Source organism: Streptomyces sp. NPDC027663 (assembly GCF_055566415.1).
Window position 1 is genome coordinate 32053 of the sequence record NZ_JBVHSK010000007.1, and the last position, 17194, is coordinate 49246.

General features: G+C 73.5%; 10 protein-coding genes and 1 pseudogene. 2 read left to right on the forward strand and 9 right to left on the reverse strand.

Features of this window, described 5'->3' with window-relative positions; all coding sequences use genetic code 11:
* Nucleotides 1-185: 185 nt before the first annotated feature.
* Both ACZ4SF_RS20140 and ACZ4SF_RS20145 read left to right on the forward strand, forming a co-directional pair.
* Nucleotides 186-242: pseudogene (locus tag ACZ4SF_RS20140) on the forward strand (hypothetical protein); the annotation flags it as partial.
* 558 nt (nucleotides 243-800) lie between these two features.
* On the forward strand, nucleotides 801-4244 hold the full coding sequence (locus ACZ4SF_RS20145) for a nucleotide-binding protein (protein WP_468386794.1): 3444 nt from the start codon (nucleotides 801-803) through the stop codon (nucleotides 4242-4244).
* Between the two features lie 79 nt (nucleotides 4245-4323).
* On the opposite strand, the gene ACZ4SF_RS20150 is transcribed toward ACZ4SF_RS20145, so the two are convergent.
* From ACZ4SF_RS20150 to rimP, 9 genes are all read right to left on the reverse strand, one after another.
* Nucleotides 4324-5271, reverse strand: coding sequence for a bifunctional riboflavin kinase/FAD synthetase (locus tag ACZ4SF_RS20150; protein ID WP_468386085.1), 948 nt, complete (start codon nucleotides 5269-5271; stop codon nucleotides 4324-4326).
* A 260-nt stretch (nucleotides 5272-5531) separates the two neighbouring features.
* Entirely contained in the window at nucleotides 5532-9506 is a 3975-nt protein-coding gene (locus tag ACZ4SF_RS20155; protein ID WP_468386088.1) for a trypsin-like peptidase domain-containing protein, read from the reverse strand.
* A gap of 252 nt (nucleotides 9507-9758) precedes the next feature.
* Nucleotides 9759-10664, reverse strand: coding sequence for a tRNA pseudouridine(55) synthase TruB (truB, locus tag ACZ4SF_RS20160; RefSeq protein WP_468386090.1), 906 nt, complete (start codon nucleotides 10662-10664; stop codon nucleotides 9759-9761).
* Nucleotides 10661-11116 carry a 30S ribosome-binding factor RbfA gene (gene rbfA, locus ACZ4SF_RS20165; RefSeq protein ID WP_468386093.1) on the reverse strand — a complete coding sequence of 152 codons (456 nt, stop codon included), beginning with the start codon at nucleotides 11114-11116 and terminating at the stop codon, nucleotides 10661-10663. The genes truB and rbfA overlap by 4 nt, the downstream gene beginning before the upstream one ends.
* A gap of 41 nt (nucleotides 11117-11157) precedes the next feature.
* Nucleotides 11158-11451, reverse strand: coding sequence for a DUF503 domain-containing protein (locus ACZ4SF_RS20170; protein WP_468386096.1), 294 nt, complete (start codon nucleotides 11449-11451; stop codon nucleotides 11158-11160).
* Nucleotides 11452-11901: 450 nt separating this feature from the next.
* Nucleotides 11902-14988 carry a translation initiation factor IF-2 gene (gene infB, locus ACZ4SF_RS20175; protein WP_468386098.1) on the reverse strand — a complete coding sequence of 1029 codons (3087 nt, stop codon included), beginning with the start codon at nucleotides 14986-14988 and terminating at the stop codon, nucleotides 11902-11904.
* Between the two features lie 145 nt (nucleotides 14989-15133).
* Nucleotides 15134-15430: a YlxR family protein gene (locus ACZ4SF_RS20180; RefSeq protein WP_468386101.1), complete on the reverse strand. Its 297-nt coding sequence runs from the start codon at nucleotides 15428-15430 to the stop codon at nucleotides 15134-15136.
* A gap of 90 nt (nucleotides 15431-15520) precedes the next feature.
* Nucleotides 15521-16507, reverse strand: coding sequence for a transcription termination factor NusA (gene nusA, locus ACZ4SF_RS20185; RefSeq protein WP_468386104.1), 987 nt, complete (start codon nucleotides 16505-16507; stop codon nucleotides 15521-15523).
* A gap of 2 nt (nucleotides 16508-16509) precedes the next feature.
* Complete coding sequence (gene rimP / locus ACZ4SF_RS20190; RefSeq protein WP_468386107.1) at nucleotides 16510-17022, reverse strand: ribosome maturation factor RimP; 513 nt, start codon at nucleotides 17020-17022, stop codon at nucleotides 16510-16512.
* Nucleotides 17023-17194 lie beyond the last annotated feature (172 nt).

Sequence of the window (17194 nt, forward strand, 5' to 3'; positions counted from 1 at the left end):
TAGGCTGGGAGCGGGCGCGATGGCAGGACCCGTGGGCCGGGCGTCGGTGTCCCGGGGGAGGGCCGCTGGACCGGACTGCCCCGAACGACTACGGACGACTCGGTACGACACGACATGGTCGCCCCGGCACGGCATGAGGGTGCTCGACCACACCAGGAGGAACTGTGAGCAGCGATCGGGACGGGATGCGCGGGGGCTGGGACACACCCGGCGATGACCAGCCCGACGCGGAGGCCATCGAGACCACCGGCGAGTTCACCATCGACTACGCTCCCCCCGCCTGGTACACGCAGAACGCGTCCGGTGCGACGCCGGGACCGGGTGGTGCCGGCGGTTTCGCCGGCACCGGCGGCTCCGGTGCCGCGGGCGACTCGGCCGCTCCGGCCGGCTCCGGGGTGCCGTCGTTCCCGACGGGTTCACCGGTTCCGGGACCGACACCGCCACCGCCGGCCGCCCAGCCGGCGGGCACTCCGCCGCAGGGCACTCCGTTCACTCCGCCGCAAGGCCCTTCGTACACCCCGCCGCAGGGGACTTCGTACCCCCCGCCGCAGGGCGCTCCGTACGCTCCGGCCCAGGAGGGTGCGTTCACTCCGCCTCAGGGCGTTCCGGCCCAAGAGGGTGCCTTCACTCCGGCCCAGGGCGTTCCGGCCCAGGGCGGCGGGTTCACTCCGCCTCAGGGGGCTTCGTACTCTTCGCCTGCAGCGGCTGAGGGCGCACCGTTCGCCGCCGCCGCACCGGCCGAGGGGGCGCCCTACGCTCCGGCCGCGCAGCCTGCGCCGCCGGTCGGTGACCCCGTGCCTATGCCGAGGCTGCCCGAGGGGTTCGAGCCGCAGCAGGCCGCCCAGCAGTCGCAGCCTGCCCACCCGGAGACGCCTGCCGCTTCCGCCGCGGTCCAGCCCGAGACAAGCAACGGCGACCTGGAAAGCGGGGCGACCATGCGGTTCTCCGCCGTCGCTCTGAAGCGCCAGATGGCCGAGATCGCCGAGCGCGCGGCAGCCGCCGGGACGCAGGGTGAGACCGGGGACGAGGGTTCCGCGGAGGCCTCGGCTCCGGCGGCCGGTGCAGGTTCGGGAGGTGGCTCCGCTGCTTCGGCCCCGGAGGACGGCTCCGATGCTTCGGGGGCCGGTTCCGCTACGGAGGGCTCCGCCGGTGACCCCGAGGACGCGTCCAAGGGCCCGGAAGCCTCTGGCAGCGAGGGTGTCGCGTCGGAGGGTGCGGTGACCGAGGCCGCCGTCCCGGAGGCCGCCGCGGCCGACGGGGACCAGGAGCCAGAGGAGAGTGCTCCGGCGGACGACGCCGAGGGCCCGGCCGCGCCGGGGGCGGCGGAGACCGCCTCCGGGGAGTCGGCCGACGCAGGGCACCCCGCCGCGGCGCAAGCCGGCATCGACGCCGACGCCGACGCCGAGAACGCTGATGGCGAGAACGCTGATGGCGAGAAGGCTCGTGGCGAGGAGGGCGGCGCGGAGACGGCTGCCGCCGAGAGGGGTGCGGCAGACGCCGTGCGGACCGTCGCGCCGGAGGAGTCTGCCGAGCCCGGTGAGACCGCCGGCTCCGGTCGGCCCGCTGCAACAGAACCGTCGGATGCCGTAGCGGCGGACAACGCGGCAGCGGGTGCCGTGGCGGCGGACGCGGCAGCCCCAACGGCCCCAGCGCCTCAGGCGGACCCGGTGGCCCAGGCGGCCCAGGCGGGCGCGCCGCAGCAGGGGGCGTCTCAGACGGGGGTGCCGGAGGGCAGCGCTCTGGGCAGCGGCGCCTCGGGCAACGCCGCCCGGCAGACCGCTGTGCCTCAGACGGACGCGGAGGCCCCGCAGGCCGCCCCGCAGGCCGCCTCGCAGGTCAACGCGCATCAGCCCGGCACAGGGCAGCCTGTTGTCGGGCAGCCCAGCGGTTACGGCTTCCCGCCGCCCGGCGCGGCCGACCCGGGCACTCCGCACGCCGCCGCGGCCCACCCCGGCACTCCGGGACCCGGCGCCCAGCAGGCCACCGCGCCCGAGCCCGCCGCCGGTGCCCCGCACCCCGCTGCACCCACCACTCCCCCGGCACCGCACGGCGCCCAGCCCGGCTGGACCCCGCCGCCCGCGCCGCAGAACGGGCTGCCTCCGCTGCCGCCCTCGTACCAGCCCGCCGCCCCGGCACCCGCGGCCCACTGGCCCGCGCAGGCCGACCCGCAGCAGGCCGGCCTGCAGCCCGGCCCCATGCCCGGTCAGCAGCCGCAGCCACAGCCGCCGGCCGCACAAGGTCCCGCCGGCATGCCAGGACAGCAGCCGCCGTTCCAGCCGCAGGCCCCGCAGCCCGCACCCGCCGCGTGGAACCAGCCGAACCAGCCGAACCAGCCGAACCTGACCGGCCAGGCCAATCCCTCTGGCGAGGCCCGTCCCACTGGCCAGGTGAACCCGACTGGCCGGCCGAACCTCGACGGCCAGCCCGCCACCGGGCCGCAGTCGGCGCCGAATGCGCCCACGCCGCCCAGCGGCTACGGTTTCCCGCAGCCCGGCGCGCCCACTCCCCCGGCCCAGCCCGGCGGGTACGGCTTCCCGCAGAGCCCGGCCCCTCAGCCGAACCCCAACGCCCCCACTCCGCCGAGCGGTTACGGCTTCCCCCAGCAGGGTGCGCCCAATCCTCAGGCTCAGCCCGGCGGCTACGGCTTCCCTCAGCAAGGGGCTCCCAACCCCCAGGTGCAGCCCGGTGGTTACGGGTTCCCGCAGAATCCGCAGAACTTGCAGAACCCGCAGAGCCCGCAGAACCTGGACTCGGCATCCGTCTCCGACGGGCCGAACGGCCCGAACGCTCCGATCGACCCGCGTTCCGGTGCCGCTTGGCCGCAGCCTGTGCAGCACGACCAGCGGCAGCCGACCAACCCCGGTGCCGCGCCGCTCGGTTACACCGCTGCCGTGGAGCTGTCCTCGGACCGGCTGCTGAACAACAAGAGGCAGAAGGCGAAGAGCGGCCGGCCCGCGGCAGCCGGCGGGCGGTTCAAGATCGGTGGCAAGAAGGAGGAGGCCGAGCGGCAGCGGAAGCTGGAGCTGATCCGTACGCCGGTGCTGTCCTGCTACCGGATAGCGGTCATCAGTCTCAAGGGCGGCGTCGGCAAGACGACCACGACGACCGCGCTCGGCTCGACCCTTGCCACCGAGCGGCAGGACAAGATCCTCGCCATCGACGCCAACCCTGACGCCGGTACGCTCGGCCGCCGGGTGCGCCGGGAGACCGGGGCCACCATCCGTGACCTCGTCCAGGCGATCCCGTACCTGAACTCGTACATGGACATCCGCCGGTTCACGTCCCAGTCGCCCTCCGGCCTGGAGATCATCGCCAACGACGTGGACCCGGCCGTCTCGACCACGTTCAACGACGAGGACTACCGACGCGCGATCGACGTCCTCGGCCGGCAGTACCCGGTCATCCTCACCGACTCGGGCACGGGTCTGCTGTACAGCGCCATGCGCGGGGTGCTCGACCTCGCCGACCAGCTCATCATCATCTCCACACCGTCCGTGGACGGGGCGAGCAGCGCCAGTACCACGCTGGACTGGCTGTCCGCGCACGGCTACGCGGACCTGGTCTCGCGGTCCCTCACCGTGATCTCCGGGGTCCGCGAGACCGGCAAGATGATCAAGGTCGATGACATCGTGTCGCACTTCCAGACGCGGACCCGCGGGGTCGTGGTCGTGCCCTTCGACGAGCATCTGGCCGCCGGTGCCGAGGTCGATCTCGACATGATGCGGCCGAAGACGCGCGAGGCGTACTTCAACCTCGCCGCGCTGGTCGCCGAGGACTTCGTCCGGCACCAGCAGGCGCACGGGCTGTGGACGAGTGACGGCAACCCGCCGCCGGTGGCCGCGCCGCCCATGCCGGGCCAGCCGCTGCCGAGTCAGCTGTACGGCGCCGACCAGCCCTACCAGCAGCAGGGCCCTGGGCAGCAGCCGTACCAGCAGCCGGCCCCTGGTCAGCAGCCGTACCCGCAGGTCCCTGGGCAGCAGCCGTACCCGCAGGATCCCGCTCAGCAGCCGTACCCACAGAGCCCCGGCCAGCAGCCCTACCCGCAGGCTCCGGGCCAGCCGCAGGCTCCGGGCCAGCCGTACGCGCCGGACCAGCAGCCGTACCCACCGCAACAGGCGCAGCAGCCGTACCCCGCGCCGTCTGGTTACCCGCAGCAGCCCGGCCAGCCCCAGCCGCAACCCCAGGCCCCCCAGCCCCAGCCGCCGCACGGGCAGCAGCCGCCACAGGCTCCGCCTCAGCAGTAAGGCCCACCAGAAAGCGAAAGGGCGGCCGGTGCTCATCGCACCGGCCGCCCTTTCGCTTCGCTCCAGAAGCCGACCAGCGTCAGTCGTCCGCCGCCACGATCGCCCTGCACCGCTTCACATCCGCGGCCATCTGCTCCAGCAGGGCCTCCAGCGACTCGAACTTCGCCTGGCCGCGCACGTACGCGAGGAAGTCGACGGCGACGTGCAGGCCGTACAGGTCGAGGCCGACGCGGTCGATGGCGTACGCCTCCACCGTGCGCTCGGTGCCGTCGAACTGCGGGTTCGTACCGACGGAGATCGCGGCGGGCATGGCCTCGCCCTGGGCGTGCAGATAGCCGGCGTACACGCCGTCGGCGGGGATGGCGGTGTGCGGGAGCGTCTCGACGTTGGCGGTCGGGAAGCCCAGCTCACGGCCGCGCTGGGCACCGCGGACGACGACGCCCTCCACGCGGTGCGGACGGCCCAGGATCTCGCGCGCGCCCGCGACGTCGCCCTCGGCGACCAGGCGGCGGGTCAGCGTGGACGAGAACGGCTCGCCGCCGCCCGCCTCACCGGTGACGTAGAGGTCGACGACCTCGACCTCGAAGTCGTAGACCTTGCCCTGCTCGGTGAGGAACTCGACGTCGCCGGCCGCCTTGTGGCCGAAGCGGAAGTTGGGGCCTTCCACGACCGCCTTGGCGTGCAGCTTGTCCACCAGGACCTTCACCACGAAGTCGGCCGGGGACAGCTTCGAGAACTCGGTGGTGAAAGGGAGGATGAGGACCGCGTCCACGCCCAGCTCGGCCATCAGTTCGGCGCGGCGGTGGTGCGGGGCCAGCAGCGGCGGGTGGCTGCCGGGGCGGACGACCTCGCTGGGGTGCGGGTCGAAGGTGACGACCACGGCGGGGACGCCGAGTTCGTGGGCGCGGTCGACGGCGTGCTTGATGATCAGCTGGTGGCCGCGGTGGACGCCGTCGTAGGAACCGATGGTGACGACGCTGCGCCCCCAGTCCTGGGGGATGTCCTCCAAGCCACGCCAGCGCTGCACTGTGACCGCTCCTCGAACCCTTGTCCGTGTCTGCCTATACCTCGTTGTGCAGGTCTAAGGGTGCCATGCCGGGTGCTCCGCGCCACCATCGGCATGGGGGCTGTGACGGGGCGCACGTTTCCCGGCGCAGCTCAGCCCGGTCGGGTCCGCCGCGCCCCGCCCAAACCGCTACGAGCCGGCACGCGTACGCCCCCCGCCCGCACCGGCCTCCGTCGCACCCCGCACCCCGCCCGAACCGGTGCTCGTAGCCCCGCGTCCGCTCAAGCCGGTACCCGTACACCCGCCAGGTTCTCGATCATGCGGCGCGTGCTGGGGCCCACCACCACGGCCCAGTCGTCCGGGGTGTCGGTCAGCCAGCGGGCCATGCGTGCGGCGAAGCCGGGCACGTGCCGGCCGAGGTCGACCAGGCCGCGGTCGAAGTGGGTGGCTCCCTCGGGCGTGCGGACCAGGAGCATGCCGGTGCGGTGGACGAGGCCCCGGGCCTCCTCCTCCCCGCCGCCCCCGTCCCCCGCCGCCGCGTACAGGACGGCGTCCAGGACGGCCGGGTCTTCTTCCCGCGCCAGCAGGAACTCCAGCAGCTCGCGGCGGAGCGGGCGGGAGGCGGGGGTGCCGGCGGCGGCGAGGACGGTGGCGAGGGCCGCCCGGACCTGTTCGGGGCCGCCGTCGAGCAGGCCGGTGACGAGGGGCAGCAGGACCGAGCGGGCGGTGGGGCCCTGGTCCAGGCGGCGGTCGACGTAGCCGGCGACGTGCCCGGCGGTCTCCGGGCGCAGCCGTACCGCCTCCTGGACCAGGGCGGCGACCCGGCGGGCCAGGGGCGGAGTGGTGACGTCGGCGAGGCTGCGCAGGGCTGCTCCGGTGTCCGGGCCGCCGGTGTCCGGGGCGCGCAGGCGGGTGCGGAAGGCCTCCAGGACCAGCTCCGGGTGTGTGGCGAGGGCCGGGACGAGAGCGCTCGGCGGGAACTGGGGGTCGCCGTCGGTGAAGTGGCGCAGTGCCGCGGTCAGGTGCCGGTCCCTGGTGTGGGGGTCGCGGACCAGCAGGGCCAGGGCGCCGCCGTGCAGGGTGCAGTCGGCGGGGCGGGCGAGCAGGGCGAGGGCGGCGTAGCGCAGCAGCTCGCGGTCCGCGTCCGAACGGACGTGCGGGGCCGCGCGCAGCCCGAACGCCACGGCCGCCACCCGGCGGGCGGGGCGTTCGTCATGCGCCCAGCGGTCGACGGCCCGGCAGACGGCCGACGGCTCCTCCTCGGCGAGGACGGCGAGCAGCTCGTCCGCGCGCCGGTGCGCGCAGGTCACGAGCACCTCGGTGAGACCGTCCAGAGCGGCGTGCCGGTGGGTGTGCAGCAGCGCCTGCGCGGCGGTGGCCACGGTGGCGTGCGGGGTCGCGGGGAGCGGCCGCTCGTCGGCGAACCAGCGCGTCAGCAGGGGCTGTACGACGCCGGGCGCGGCGGCGAGCAGGCCGGCCACGGCGTCCAGGTGGCGGTCGGCTGCCGCAGGCGGTGCCGGGTCCGCCAGCACGAGCCTGCGCAGCAGGTCGAGGCGCTCGGTGTCGGAGACGGGCAGGGCGGTCCAGAAGGCGGGGCCGAACTCGGCCGGCACCGGCCGCCCGGTGCGGTGCCGGGCGACGATGCGGTCGGCGAGCAGGCGCAGCACCTCGGTGTACGGCGTCGCGTCCGGAACCTGGAGCAGGGTCCCGGCGAGCAGCCGGGCACCCCACCAGGAGTCCGGGTCACGCTCCAGAGCGTCGGCCAACTCCCTCAGCCGGACGGAGAGTTGTTGATGTCCGTGCTCGCGGGCGAAGTGCAGCAGGGCCTGTACGACGGGGCCGACGCGGTGGTGCGGCACCGGGACGGGGTGGGTCTCGGGCGGCGCACCTGTCCGGTGCACCAGGGCGCGCAGCGCCTCGTCCAGGTCCAGGTGCATGCCCTGGATCCAGTCGGCGAACTCCTCGTGGGCGAAGCGGTAGCCGTCGCCGGCCGGTACGAGGAGGCCTTCGGTGAGCACGGCGGAGGCCCAGCCGGTACCGCCGCCGAGCCGGGCCGGGGCCGGGCCCCAGGGGAACACCGCCTCGAACGACTCCCGGTCCAGATCGCCCTGTCCGGGCCCGAGGCTGCGCCGGGCGGCCTCGTGCACCTGCCCGGCCACCCGCGCGGCGAGCCGCCGTACGGCCGTGCCGCGCAAGCCGGCGGAGGCGGCCAGGCGGACCGCGACGCGCAGGCACATCAGGTCCAGGTAGGCGGCGAAGACCTCGTGCCGGCCGACCGGACCGGCGGCCGGCGCGTCGGGCGCGTCGGGCACGGCCGCGCGGACCTCGGCCATCAGCCGCAGGGTGAGCGGATGCCGCGCGTCCCGCTCGACGAGGGCCCCGTCCGGGATGCCGTAGCGAACCTGTGCCCGCCGCGCCTCACCGACCCCGAAGTCACCGAGCCGAAGGCAGGGAGGGAGTCCGGCGGGGGCCGGCCTGGTGAGGAGGCCGGCCGGGGCGTCGCCGGCCGGGGCGTCGCTGGCCGCGGAGTCGCTGGCCGGGGCGTCGCTGGCCGCGGAGTCGCCCGACGGTGAGTCGGCGGCCGGGGAGTCGCCAGACGGGGAGTCGCCAGACGGGGAGTCGCCAGACGGGGAGTCGCCAGACGGGGAGTCGTCAGACGGGGAGTCGTCAGACGGGGAGTCGGCGGCCGGGACGCGGTGCTCCGGGACGCGGTGCGCCGGCTCGGTGCCGCCGCCCGAGGAGCCGCCCCCGTCGGCCGAGCCGGGGAAGCGGGCCGAGGCAGCCGCCGCCCCCGCGCGCTCCCCCGAGCGGCACTGCGGAGCTTCCGCCGAGTCGCCCGCGCCCTGGAGGCGAGATCCCGTGCCCGTCGGCGGGTGCAGTGCTTCCGGCGGGAAGCAGCTTCCCGCGCGCTCCCAGTGTTCCTCGCGGCAGGCCACCACCAGGCGTGCTCCGGTCTCGCGCAGCCAGGCGACGGTGCCCCGGGTCCATTCGGGCAGGCGGTGGGCGAGGGCCGGGGGCATCTCCTCGGGGCCGTCGAGGAGGAGGAGCAGGGGGCGGCCTGAGCGGACGGCGAGGCGGGCCAGGTGTTCGGGGGTGAGGTCGCCGAGGTCCTCGGGGCGGACGCCGCGGGATGCGGCGACGATCCGGGCGGCCCGCGCCACGGCACGGCGCGCGGCGTCGGCCAGGGAGTCATCGGTGTCGTGCAGGTCGGCGCCGCGCAGCCACAGCGTGGGCGCGGGCCGTTCGCCCCGGGCACGGCGGGCGGTGAGGGCCGCGAGTTCCGTCGTACGGCCGGTGCCCGGGGCGCCGACGAGTCCGAGCACGAGCCGGTCGCCGTCGGAGAAGGCCGTCAACTCGCGGGCGACACCGGCCCGTTCCACGGGTTCGGTGGCATCGGGGTGGCCGGTGAGGGCGCCCGCCGGACCGTCCTGGCCCACCGAGGTGGCGGTCAGCTGGAGGATGCCGGCGAGGTTGAGGTCGGTGCCGTAGGCGGGGACGGTGACCGCGTTGCGGGCGAGCAGCGCGGCGAGGGGGCCGTCGGCGGGGCGCAAGGGAACAGCGAAGCCCACGTCGCGCTGGGCGGTGTGCAGTGCGGTGCCGAGGACGCCGACGACGGCGCCGGTGCCGGCGTCGAGCACCGGTCCGCCGGCCGCGCCGCTGCCGAGCCGGAGCGCGTCCCGGCCTGCCGTGCCGATGGCCAGTTCCAGCGCGTCGTCGAGGAGGTGGAAGCGGTCGGTGGCGGTGTACGTCGCCTGGGTGGCGGCCAGCACCCGGGCCTCGCGCCAGCAGCCGGCGACGATGCGTACGTAGCTGCCCGCGTCGATCCGTTCCCGCACGGTCAGCGGCAGTGGATCCACGTCCAGGCCCTCGGTACGCACCAGGGCGAGGTCCAGGTCGGGCAGCGGGGTGACGTCGTCGGCGCCGACGACGCAGGTGCGGTCTCCTGCCGCGTGCAGCACCAGCCGGGGCAGGCCGTCGACCGTCTCGTGACTGGTGAGCAGGGTGCCCTCGTGGTCGGCGAGGAAGCCCAGGCCGCGCGGGCGGCCGGCCAGGTCCCGGATCTGTACGAGGGCGGCCTCGGCGCGGTCCGTATCGCCGCCCGGGGTGCCGGGAAGCTCGGCGTCCGGCCGCGGTCCGCCGTACGGGCGCTGCCCGTGCTGTCCGCGACCGCCCGCGTGGTGTGAGTGGTCACGGTGACCGGAGTCGTCCCGGTGTTCCCGGCGCCCGCCTCCGGTGCGCGGGCCCCGTCCCACCATGCCCGTACCTCCCCGCCCGTCCCCGTGCCCTGTCTCCGACGGTAGGCGCGCGGTGATCGGCGGGACAGATGCCGCGGTGAACGCGCCCCCTTCCGCTCCCCCGGTTCACTCCGAGCGCCTGCCCGGTCGGGTGAATAGGCGCGGGCTGCTGGATAACCCTAGGGGTGGGGGAACCGAGGGGGACCGTGGAGCGGCGGCAGGGCCAACCGTGGCCGGCCGCCGCTCCACGGGCAGAACCTCCCGGGGGGCGGGTCAGCCGAAGACGGCCAGGCTCTTCGCCTTGCCCCGGTGCTCCTCGACGAGCGCGATGAAGCGGCCCTCGGGGTCGAAGACGGCGACGGTACCGGCGCCCGCGTACTCCTCGGGCATCTCCAGCCGGACGCCGTTCAGCAGCAGCCGGGCCCGCTTGGCGTCGACCTCCCAGCGCCGGAACGCCGCGCCTGCGGCCTCCGCGATCGGCATCACGGTCAGCTCCTGCTGGAGCTGGTCGAGCGTCTTCGCCGCGTCGAGCTTGTACGGGCCGACGCGCGTGCGGCGCAGTGCCGTGAGGTGGCCGCCCACGCCCAGGTCCGCACCCAGGTCACGGGCGAGGGCACGGATGTAGGTGCCGGAGGAGCAGACCACCGACACCACCAGGTCGAGGACGGGTGTGCCGTCCTCGGCGACCGCGTCCCGGACGTCGTACACCGCGAAGGAGGAGATGCTCACCGGCCGGGCGGGGATCTCGAAGTCCTCGCCCTCGCGGGCCCGCTTGTACGACCGTACGCCGTCGATCTTGATGGCGCTGACCTTGGAGGGCACCTGCATGATGTCGCCGGTCAGCTTGGCGATACCGGCGTCGATGGCGTCCCGGGTCACCTTGGAGGCGTCGGTGGACGAGGTGATCTCGCCCTCGGCGTCGTCGGTGACCGTGTTCTGGCCCAGGCGGACGGTGCCCAGGTACTCCTTCTCGGTCAGCGCGAGGTGCCCGAGGAGCTTGGTGGCGCGCTCGACGCCGAGGACCAGGACACCGGTCGCCATCGGGTCGAGGGTGCCGGCGTGGCCGACGCGGCGGGTCCTGGCGATCCCGCGCATCTTGGCGACCACGTCGTGCGAAGTGAAGCCCGACGGCTTGTCGACGATGACGAGGCCGTCGGGCGTGGTGTGCTTCTGGGTCATTCCGCGGCGTCGCTGTCCGTCTCGGTGTCGTCGTCCGGCTTCTTGTAGGGGTCCGCGCCGCCGGCGTACGAGGCGCCCGTGGCCGCCTCGCGCACCTTCTGGTCGGACTGCCGGGCCTTGTCGAGGAGGTCCTCGATGGTCCGGGCGGTGTCCGGCAGGGCGTCCGCGACGAAGCTCAGGGTGGGCGTGAACTTCACCCCGGCCGCGCGGCCCACCTCGGAGCGCAGGATGCCCTTGGCGCTCTCCAGGCCCGCGGCAGCGGCCTGCCGCTCCTCCTCGTCGCCGTAGACCGTGTAGAAGACGGTCGCCTCCCGCAGATCACCCGTGACCCGGGTGTCCGTGATGGTGACGTGCGAGCCGAGCCGCGGGTCCTTGATCCCGCGCTGCAGCTTCTGGGCCACCACCTCCCGGATGAGGTCCGCCAGCCTTTTCGCCCGCGCGTTGTCGGCCACTGGTCCGTCTCCCGTTCTTTCTTCTTCTTAACGTTCTGTGGTCAGTCGTCGTCGCCGTGGAGACGCCGTCGTACGGACAGCAGTTCCACCTCCGGGCGGGCGGCGACCAATCGTTCGCACCGGTCCAGTACGTCGGTGAGGTGCGCCGAGTCGCCGGAGACCGCCGCGAGGCCGATGATCGCCCGCCGGTAGAGGTCCATGTGGTCCACCTCGGCCGCGCTCACCGCGTACTTCCGCTGGAGTTCGGCGACGATCGGGCGGACTACGGAGCGTTTCTCCTTCAGCGAGTGGACGTCGCCGAGGAGGAGGTCGAAGGACAGAGTCCCCACGTACATGTATGTAACCGGTTCACCCGCCGGTACGGGATCGATGGCCCCGGGTCCGTGTGGTCGGGGACATCAAGAACGGTACCGCGTACCTGCCGGTGGCTCGACAGGGTTTCGGTGCCGTGGGGTGGGGTGCCGCCCGGGGGCTGCGCCCCCGGACCCCCGTCCTGCCCGCCCGCCCACCAGTCTCGCTCCGCCAAGAGCCGACCCCCACGGGGCTCCGCCCCGGACCCCGTTCCGCTCCCCCGCCCGACCGAGTCGGATGGTGGGTGGCCGAGAGGGGGCCGGTCTCGATTCGCTGGGCTTCGCTGGGATGTGGGGTCGGCCGGCCGGGGTCCGGGACGGAGCCCCGGGGCGCCGGCTTTCCGGCCGAGCGAGTCGGGTGGGCGGTTGGGCGGGAAAACGGCGTGCTGGCCGACAGAACCACTGTTCCGTCGGCCAGCACGAAACCGTCGGCCGTTACACCCGCGGCTTCTCGCGCATCTCGTACGTCGCGATGACGTCGTCGACCTTGATGTCGTTGAAGTTTCCGAGGTTGATACCACCCTCGAAGCCTTCGCGGATCTCGGTGACGTCGTCCTTGAAGCGACGCAGGCCGTCGATGTTGAGGTTCTCCGCGACCACCTTGCCGTCGCGGATGAGGCGCGCCTTGGTGTTGCGCTTGACCTCGCCCGACCGGATGAGCACACCGGCGATGTTGCCCAGCTTGGACGACTTGAAGACCTCGCGGATCTCCGCCGTACCGAGCTCGACCTCCTCGTACTCCGGCTTGAGCATGCCCTTGAGGGCCGCCTCAATCTCCTCGATCGCCTGGTAGATGACCGAGTAGTACCGGACGTCCACACCCTCGCGCTCGGCCATCTGCGCCGCGCGGCCGGCCGCGCGGACGTTGAAGCCGATGACGATGGCGTCGGAGCCCATGGCCAGGTCGATGTCGGACTCCGTGACCGCACCGACGCCGCGGTGCAGGACGCGGATGTCGACCTCTTCGCCGACGTCCAGCTGGAGCAGCGAGGACTCGAGGGCCTCGACGGAACCAGAGGCGTCACCCTTGATGATCAGGTTCAGCTGCTGGACCTCGCCGGCCTTGAGCACCTTGTCCAGGTCCTCCAGCGACACGCGGCGCGTGCGCTTGGCGAACGCGGCGTTGCGCTCACGTGCGGCGCGCTTCTCCGCGATCTGGCGGGCCGTACGGTCCTCCTCGACCACGAGGAAGTTGTCGCCGGCACCCGGGACGTTGGTCAGGCCCAGGACCTGGACCGGCGTCGACGGGCCGGCCTCGGCCACGTTGTTGCCGTTGTCGTCGAGCATGGCGCGGACGCGGCCGTAGGCGTCGCCCACCACCATCGTGTCGCCGACCCGCAGCGTGCCTCGCTGGACGAGGACCGTCGCCACGGCACCACGGCCGCGGTCGAGACGGGACTCGATCGAGATGCCCTGCGCGTCCTGGTTCGGGTTGGCCCGCAGGTCGAGCGAGGCGTCGGCCGTGAGGACCACGGCCTCCAGCAGCGAGTCGATGTGCAGACCCTGCTTGGCGGAGATGTCGACGAACATGGTGTCGCCGCCGTACTCCTCGGCCACCAGGCCGTACTCGGTCAGCTGACCGCGCACCTTGGTCGGGTCGGCACCCTCGACGTCGATCTTGTTGACCGCGACCACGATCGGCACGTCGGCCGCCTTGGCGTGGTTCAGCGCCTCGACCGTCTGCGGCATGACGCCGTCGTTGGCCGCGACGACCAGGATCGCGATGTCGGTCGACTTCGCACCACGGGCACGCATGGCGGTGAACGCCTCGTGACCCGGGGTGTCGATGAAGGTGATCCTGCGCTCTTCGTCGTTGACCTCGGTGGAGACCTGGTAGGCACCGATGTGCTGAGTGATGCCGCCGGCCTCGCCCGCGATGACGTTCGTCTTGCGGATGGCGTCGAGCAGTCGGGTCTTACCGTGGTCGACGTGACCCATGACGGTGACGACCGGCGGACGGACCACCAGGTCCTCCTCGTCGCCCTCGTCCTCGCCGAACTCGATGTCGAAGGACTCGAGCAGCTCGCGGTCCTCCTCCTCGGGGCTGACGATCTGAACCGTGTAGTTCATCTCGCCGGCGAGGAGCTCCAGCGTCTCGTCGGAGACGGACTGCGTGGCCGTGACCATCTCGCCGAGGTTCATCATGACCGCGACGAGCGACGCCGGGTTGGCGTTGATCTTCTCCGCGAAGTCGGTGAGGGAAGCACCGCGCGACAGGCGAATGGTCTCGCCGTTGCCGCGAGGCAGCATCACGCCGCCGACCGACGGGGCCTGCATGGCCTCGTACTCCTGGCGCCTCTGCCGCTTCGACTTGCGGCCACGACGCGCGGGACCACCGGGACGACCGAAGGCGCCCTGCGTGCCACCACGGCCACCGGGACCGCCCGGACGACCGCCGAAGCCGGGACGGCCACCGCCGCCACCGGGACCACCGGGACGACCGGCGAAACCACCGCCGCCGCCACCACCGGGACCGGCGGGACGACCGGCGAAGCCGCCGCCACCGCCACCCGGACGACCGGCGAAGCCGCCGCCGCCCGGACGACCGCCGCCGCCACCGGGACGACCGCCGCCACCGGGGCCACGGCCGCCGGGACCACCGCCGGGACGCGGACCCGCAGCGGGACGCTGCGGCATCATGCCGGGGTTCGGACGCGGGCCGCCGGGGCCACCGCCGGGACGGGGACCGCCCTGCGGACGCGGCATCGAGCCCGGGGTCGGGCGCGGACCGCCCGGAGCCTGCGGACGGGGACCGCCGCCCTGGGCGCCGGGCGCCTGGGGACGGGGACCGCCGCCGGGGGCACCGGGACCACCCGGACGCGGGCCGCCCTGCGGGCGCGGGGCCTGCGGGCGGGCCATGCCGGTGGAGCCACCGGAGGTGAAGGGGTTGTTGCCCGGACGCGGGCCGGCCGGACGGCCACCCGGACGCTGACCGGCACCGCCGGGACGCGGGGCACCGCCCTGGGCGGCAGCGGGACGCTGGTCGCGCTGCTGGCCCTGACCGGGACCGCCGGGACGGGCGCCGGGCTTCGGAGCACCCGGACGGGCGCCGGGACGCGGACCCTGGGCGGCCGGAGCCTGCGGGGTCTGCGCGGCCGGAGCAGCCGGCGGAGCGGTGAACTCCGGGGCGGCCGGGGCCGGGCGCGGCGCGGGCTTGGGACCCGGTACCGGACGCGGGCCGGGGGCCTGCGCGGGTGCCGAGGGGGCCGACGGCGCGGCGGGCTGCTGGGCAGCGGGTGCCGTCGGCGGCTTGGGGGCTGCCGGCTTCGGGGCAGCAGGACGGGCCGCCTGCGCCGGAGAGGGCGCGGCGGGCCTGGGGGCGGCCTTGCGCGGGGCGGGCTTCGCGGCGGACTTGCCGCTCCCACCGCCCTGGAAGGCGTCGGTCAACTTGCGTACAACGGGCGCTTCGATGGTCGAAGACGCCGAACGGACGAATTCACCGAGTTCCTGGAGCTTGGCCATGACGACCTTGCTCTCGACACCGAACTCCTTGGCGAGTTCGTAGACCCGGACCTTAGCCACTTCGCTCCTTTGAGGTCCGGGTTGAAGCCGGACCGTCGCTAGTTCATGGGCGTACTCATCGCGTACTCATCGAGTGCTCATCGCAATCTCGACCTGCTTTCGACTCGCGAGGTACCAGGCCGCACGGGGTTCCGTACGGCTCGTCTTACGGCGTTGCCTGCTCGGCAACTGTTGTCTGCTCGACGTATCGGCGCAACGCGTTTGTGTCGAGCGCTCCCGGGGCGCGCAGTGCCCGCGGGAACGCCCGGCGACGTACCGCCTGGTCGAGACAGACCAGGGAGGGGTGCACATAAGCACCCCGGCCGGGCAGCGTACCGCGAGGATCGGGGGCACATGTGTCCTCGATCTTCACGATCCGCAGCAGATCACTCTTGGCCGCCCGCTCCCGGCACCCCACACAGGTGCGTTCAGGGCATGCTCGGGTGTGCGTCCGGCCAGACACCTCTAAGTCTACCTCCCCGTACCGACCTCACCCCTTTGGGGCAAAGATCGAACGGCTGTTGTCGTGATTCCAGCGCCCTGCGGCCTGGATCTATTCCCCGGCGTGCTCGGTGTCGGGCCGGATGTCGATCCGCCAGCCGGTGAGCCGGGCCGCGAGGCGGGCGTTCTGGCCCTCCTTGCCGATCGCGAGCGACAACTGGTAGTCCGGCACCGTCACCCGAGCGGAGCGGGCGGCCATGTCCACGACCTCCACCTTGCTCACCCGTGCGGGTGACAGCGCGTTGGCGACCATCTCGGCCGGGTCGTCCGACCAGTCGACGATGTCGATCTTCTCGCCGTTCAGCTCGCCCATCACATTGCGCACCCGGCCGCCCATCGGGCCGATGCAGGCACCCTTGGCGTTCAGGCCCGTACGGGTGGACCGTACGGCGATCTTGGTGCGGTGACCGGCCTCACGGGCGATCGCGGCGATCTCGACGGAGCCGTCGGCGATCTCCGGCACCTCCAGGGCGAAGAGCTTCTTCACCAGGTTCGGGTGCGTGCGGGAGAGGGTCACGGAGGGGCCGCGGACGCCCTTGGCGACCCGGACGACGTAGCTGCGCAGCCGCATGCCGTGCGGGTACGTCTCGCCGGGCACCTGCTCCTGCACCGGCAGGATGGCCTCCAGCTTGCCGATGTCGACGAGCACGTTCTTCGGGTCGCGGCCCTGCTGGACCACGCCGGTGACGATGTCGCCCTCGCGGCCGGCGTACTCGCCGAGCGTGGCGTCGTCCTCCGCGTCGCGCAGCCGCTGCAGGATCACCTGCTTGGCGGTGGTGGCGGCGATCCGGCCGAAGCCGGACGGGGTGTCGTCGAACTCCCGGGGCTCCTGCCCCTCCGCCAGATCCTCGGGGTCCTCCTTCGCCCACACGGTCACATGCCCGGTCTCCCGGTTGAGCTCCACGCGCGCGTGTCGGCGGCTTCCCTCGGTGCGGTGGTAGGCGATGAGGAGGGCGGACTCGATCGCCTCGACCAGCAGGTCGAAGGAGATCTCCTTCTCCCGAACCAAGCCCCGCAGGGCACTCATGTCGATGTCCATGGCTACGCCTCCTCCTCTTCCTTCATGTCCTTGTTGCTGTCCTTGCGGTTGAACTCGACCTGCACCCGCGCCTTGTCGATCTCCGGGAAGGCGAGTCTGCGGGCGGTGGCCTTGCGGCCCTTCACCCCGGGCACCTCGACGTCGATGCCCTCGTCGTCGACCTTCTGGATCCGCGCGACCAGTTCGCCGCCCTCGGTCAGCTGGAACTTCACGAGCCGGTCGACGGCGCGCACGAAGTGCCGGTGCTCGGTGAGGAGGCGCTCCGCGCCGGGGGTGCCGACCTCCAGGTCGTACGCCGCGTCACCCATCGCGTTGGTCTCGTCGAGCTTCGCCGAGAGCGCACGGCTCACATCGGCGATCGCGTCCAGGTCCGCTCCGGTGTCGGAGTCCACGACGACACGCAGCACACGCTTGCGTCCGACGGAGTCCACGGCGATCTCTTCGAGATCCAGCCCCTGGGAGGTGACGAGCGGTTCGAGCAGCTCTCGCAGCCTCTCGCTCTGGGTGGTGCTCATCCGGGTGACTCCTCGGCCGCGTGTGCTGTTGTGGGATGGGTCGCGTGTCTGGTCAAAGGGTATCCGGTCGCGGGGGGTGTTGCGTCCTGCCTCCGGCGGCGGGGCCCGGCGCCTTCGCGCCCGGGAGTGTGGTGTCCGGGCGGGTTCGCGCGGGGGGTGCGGGGCGGAACCG

Coding starts and splice junctions, on each gene's coding strand:
- ACZ4SF_RS20145 (WP_468386794.1), top strand. CDS start 801: ATGCCGAGGCTGCCCGAGGGGTTCGAGCCGCAGCAGGCCGCCCAGCAG.
- ACZ4SF_RS20155 (WP_468386088.1), bottom strand. CDS start 9,506: ATGGTGGGACGGGGCCCGCGCACCGGAGGCGGGCGCCGGGAACACCGG.
- truB (WP_468386090.1), bottom strand. CDS start 10,664: ATGACCCAGAAGCACACCACGCCCGACGGCCTCGTCATCGTCGACAAG.
- ACZ4SF_RS20170 (WP_468386096.1), bottom strand. CDS start 11,451: ATGTACGTGGGGACTCTGTCCTTCGACCTCCTCCTCGGCGACGTCCAC.
- nusA (WP_468386104.1), bottom strand. CDS start 16,507: ATGGACATCGACATGAGTGCCCTGCGGGGCTTGGTTCGGGAGAAGGAG.
- rimP (WP_468386107.1), bottom strand. CDS start 17,022: ATGAGCACCACCCAGAGCGAGAGGCTGCGAGAGCTGCTCGAACCGCTC.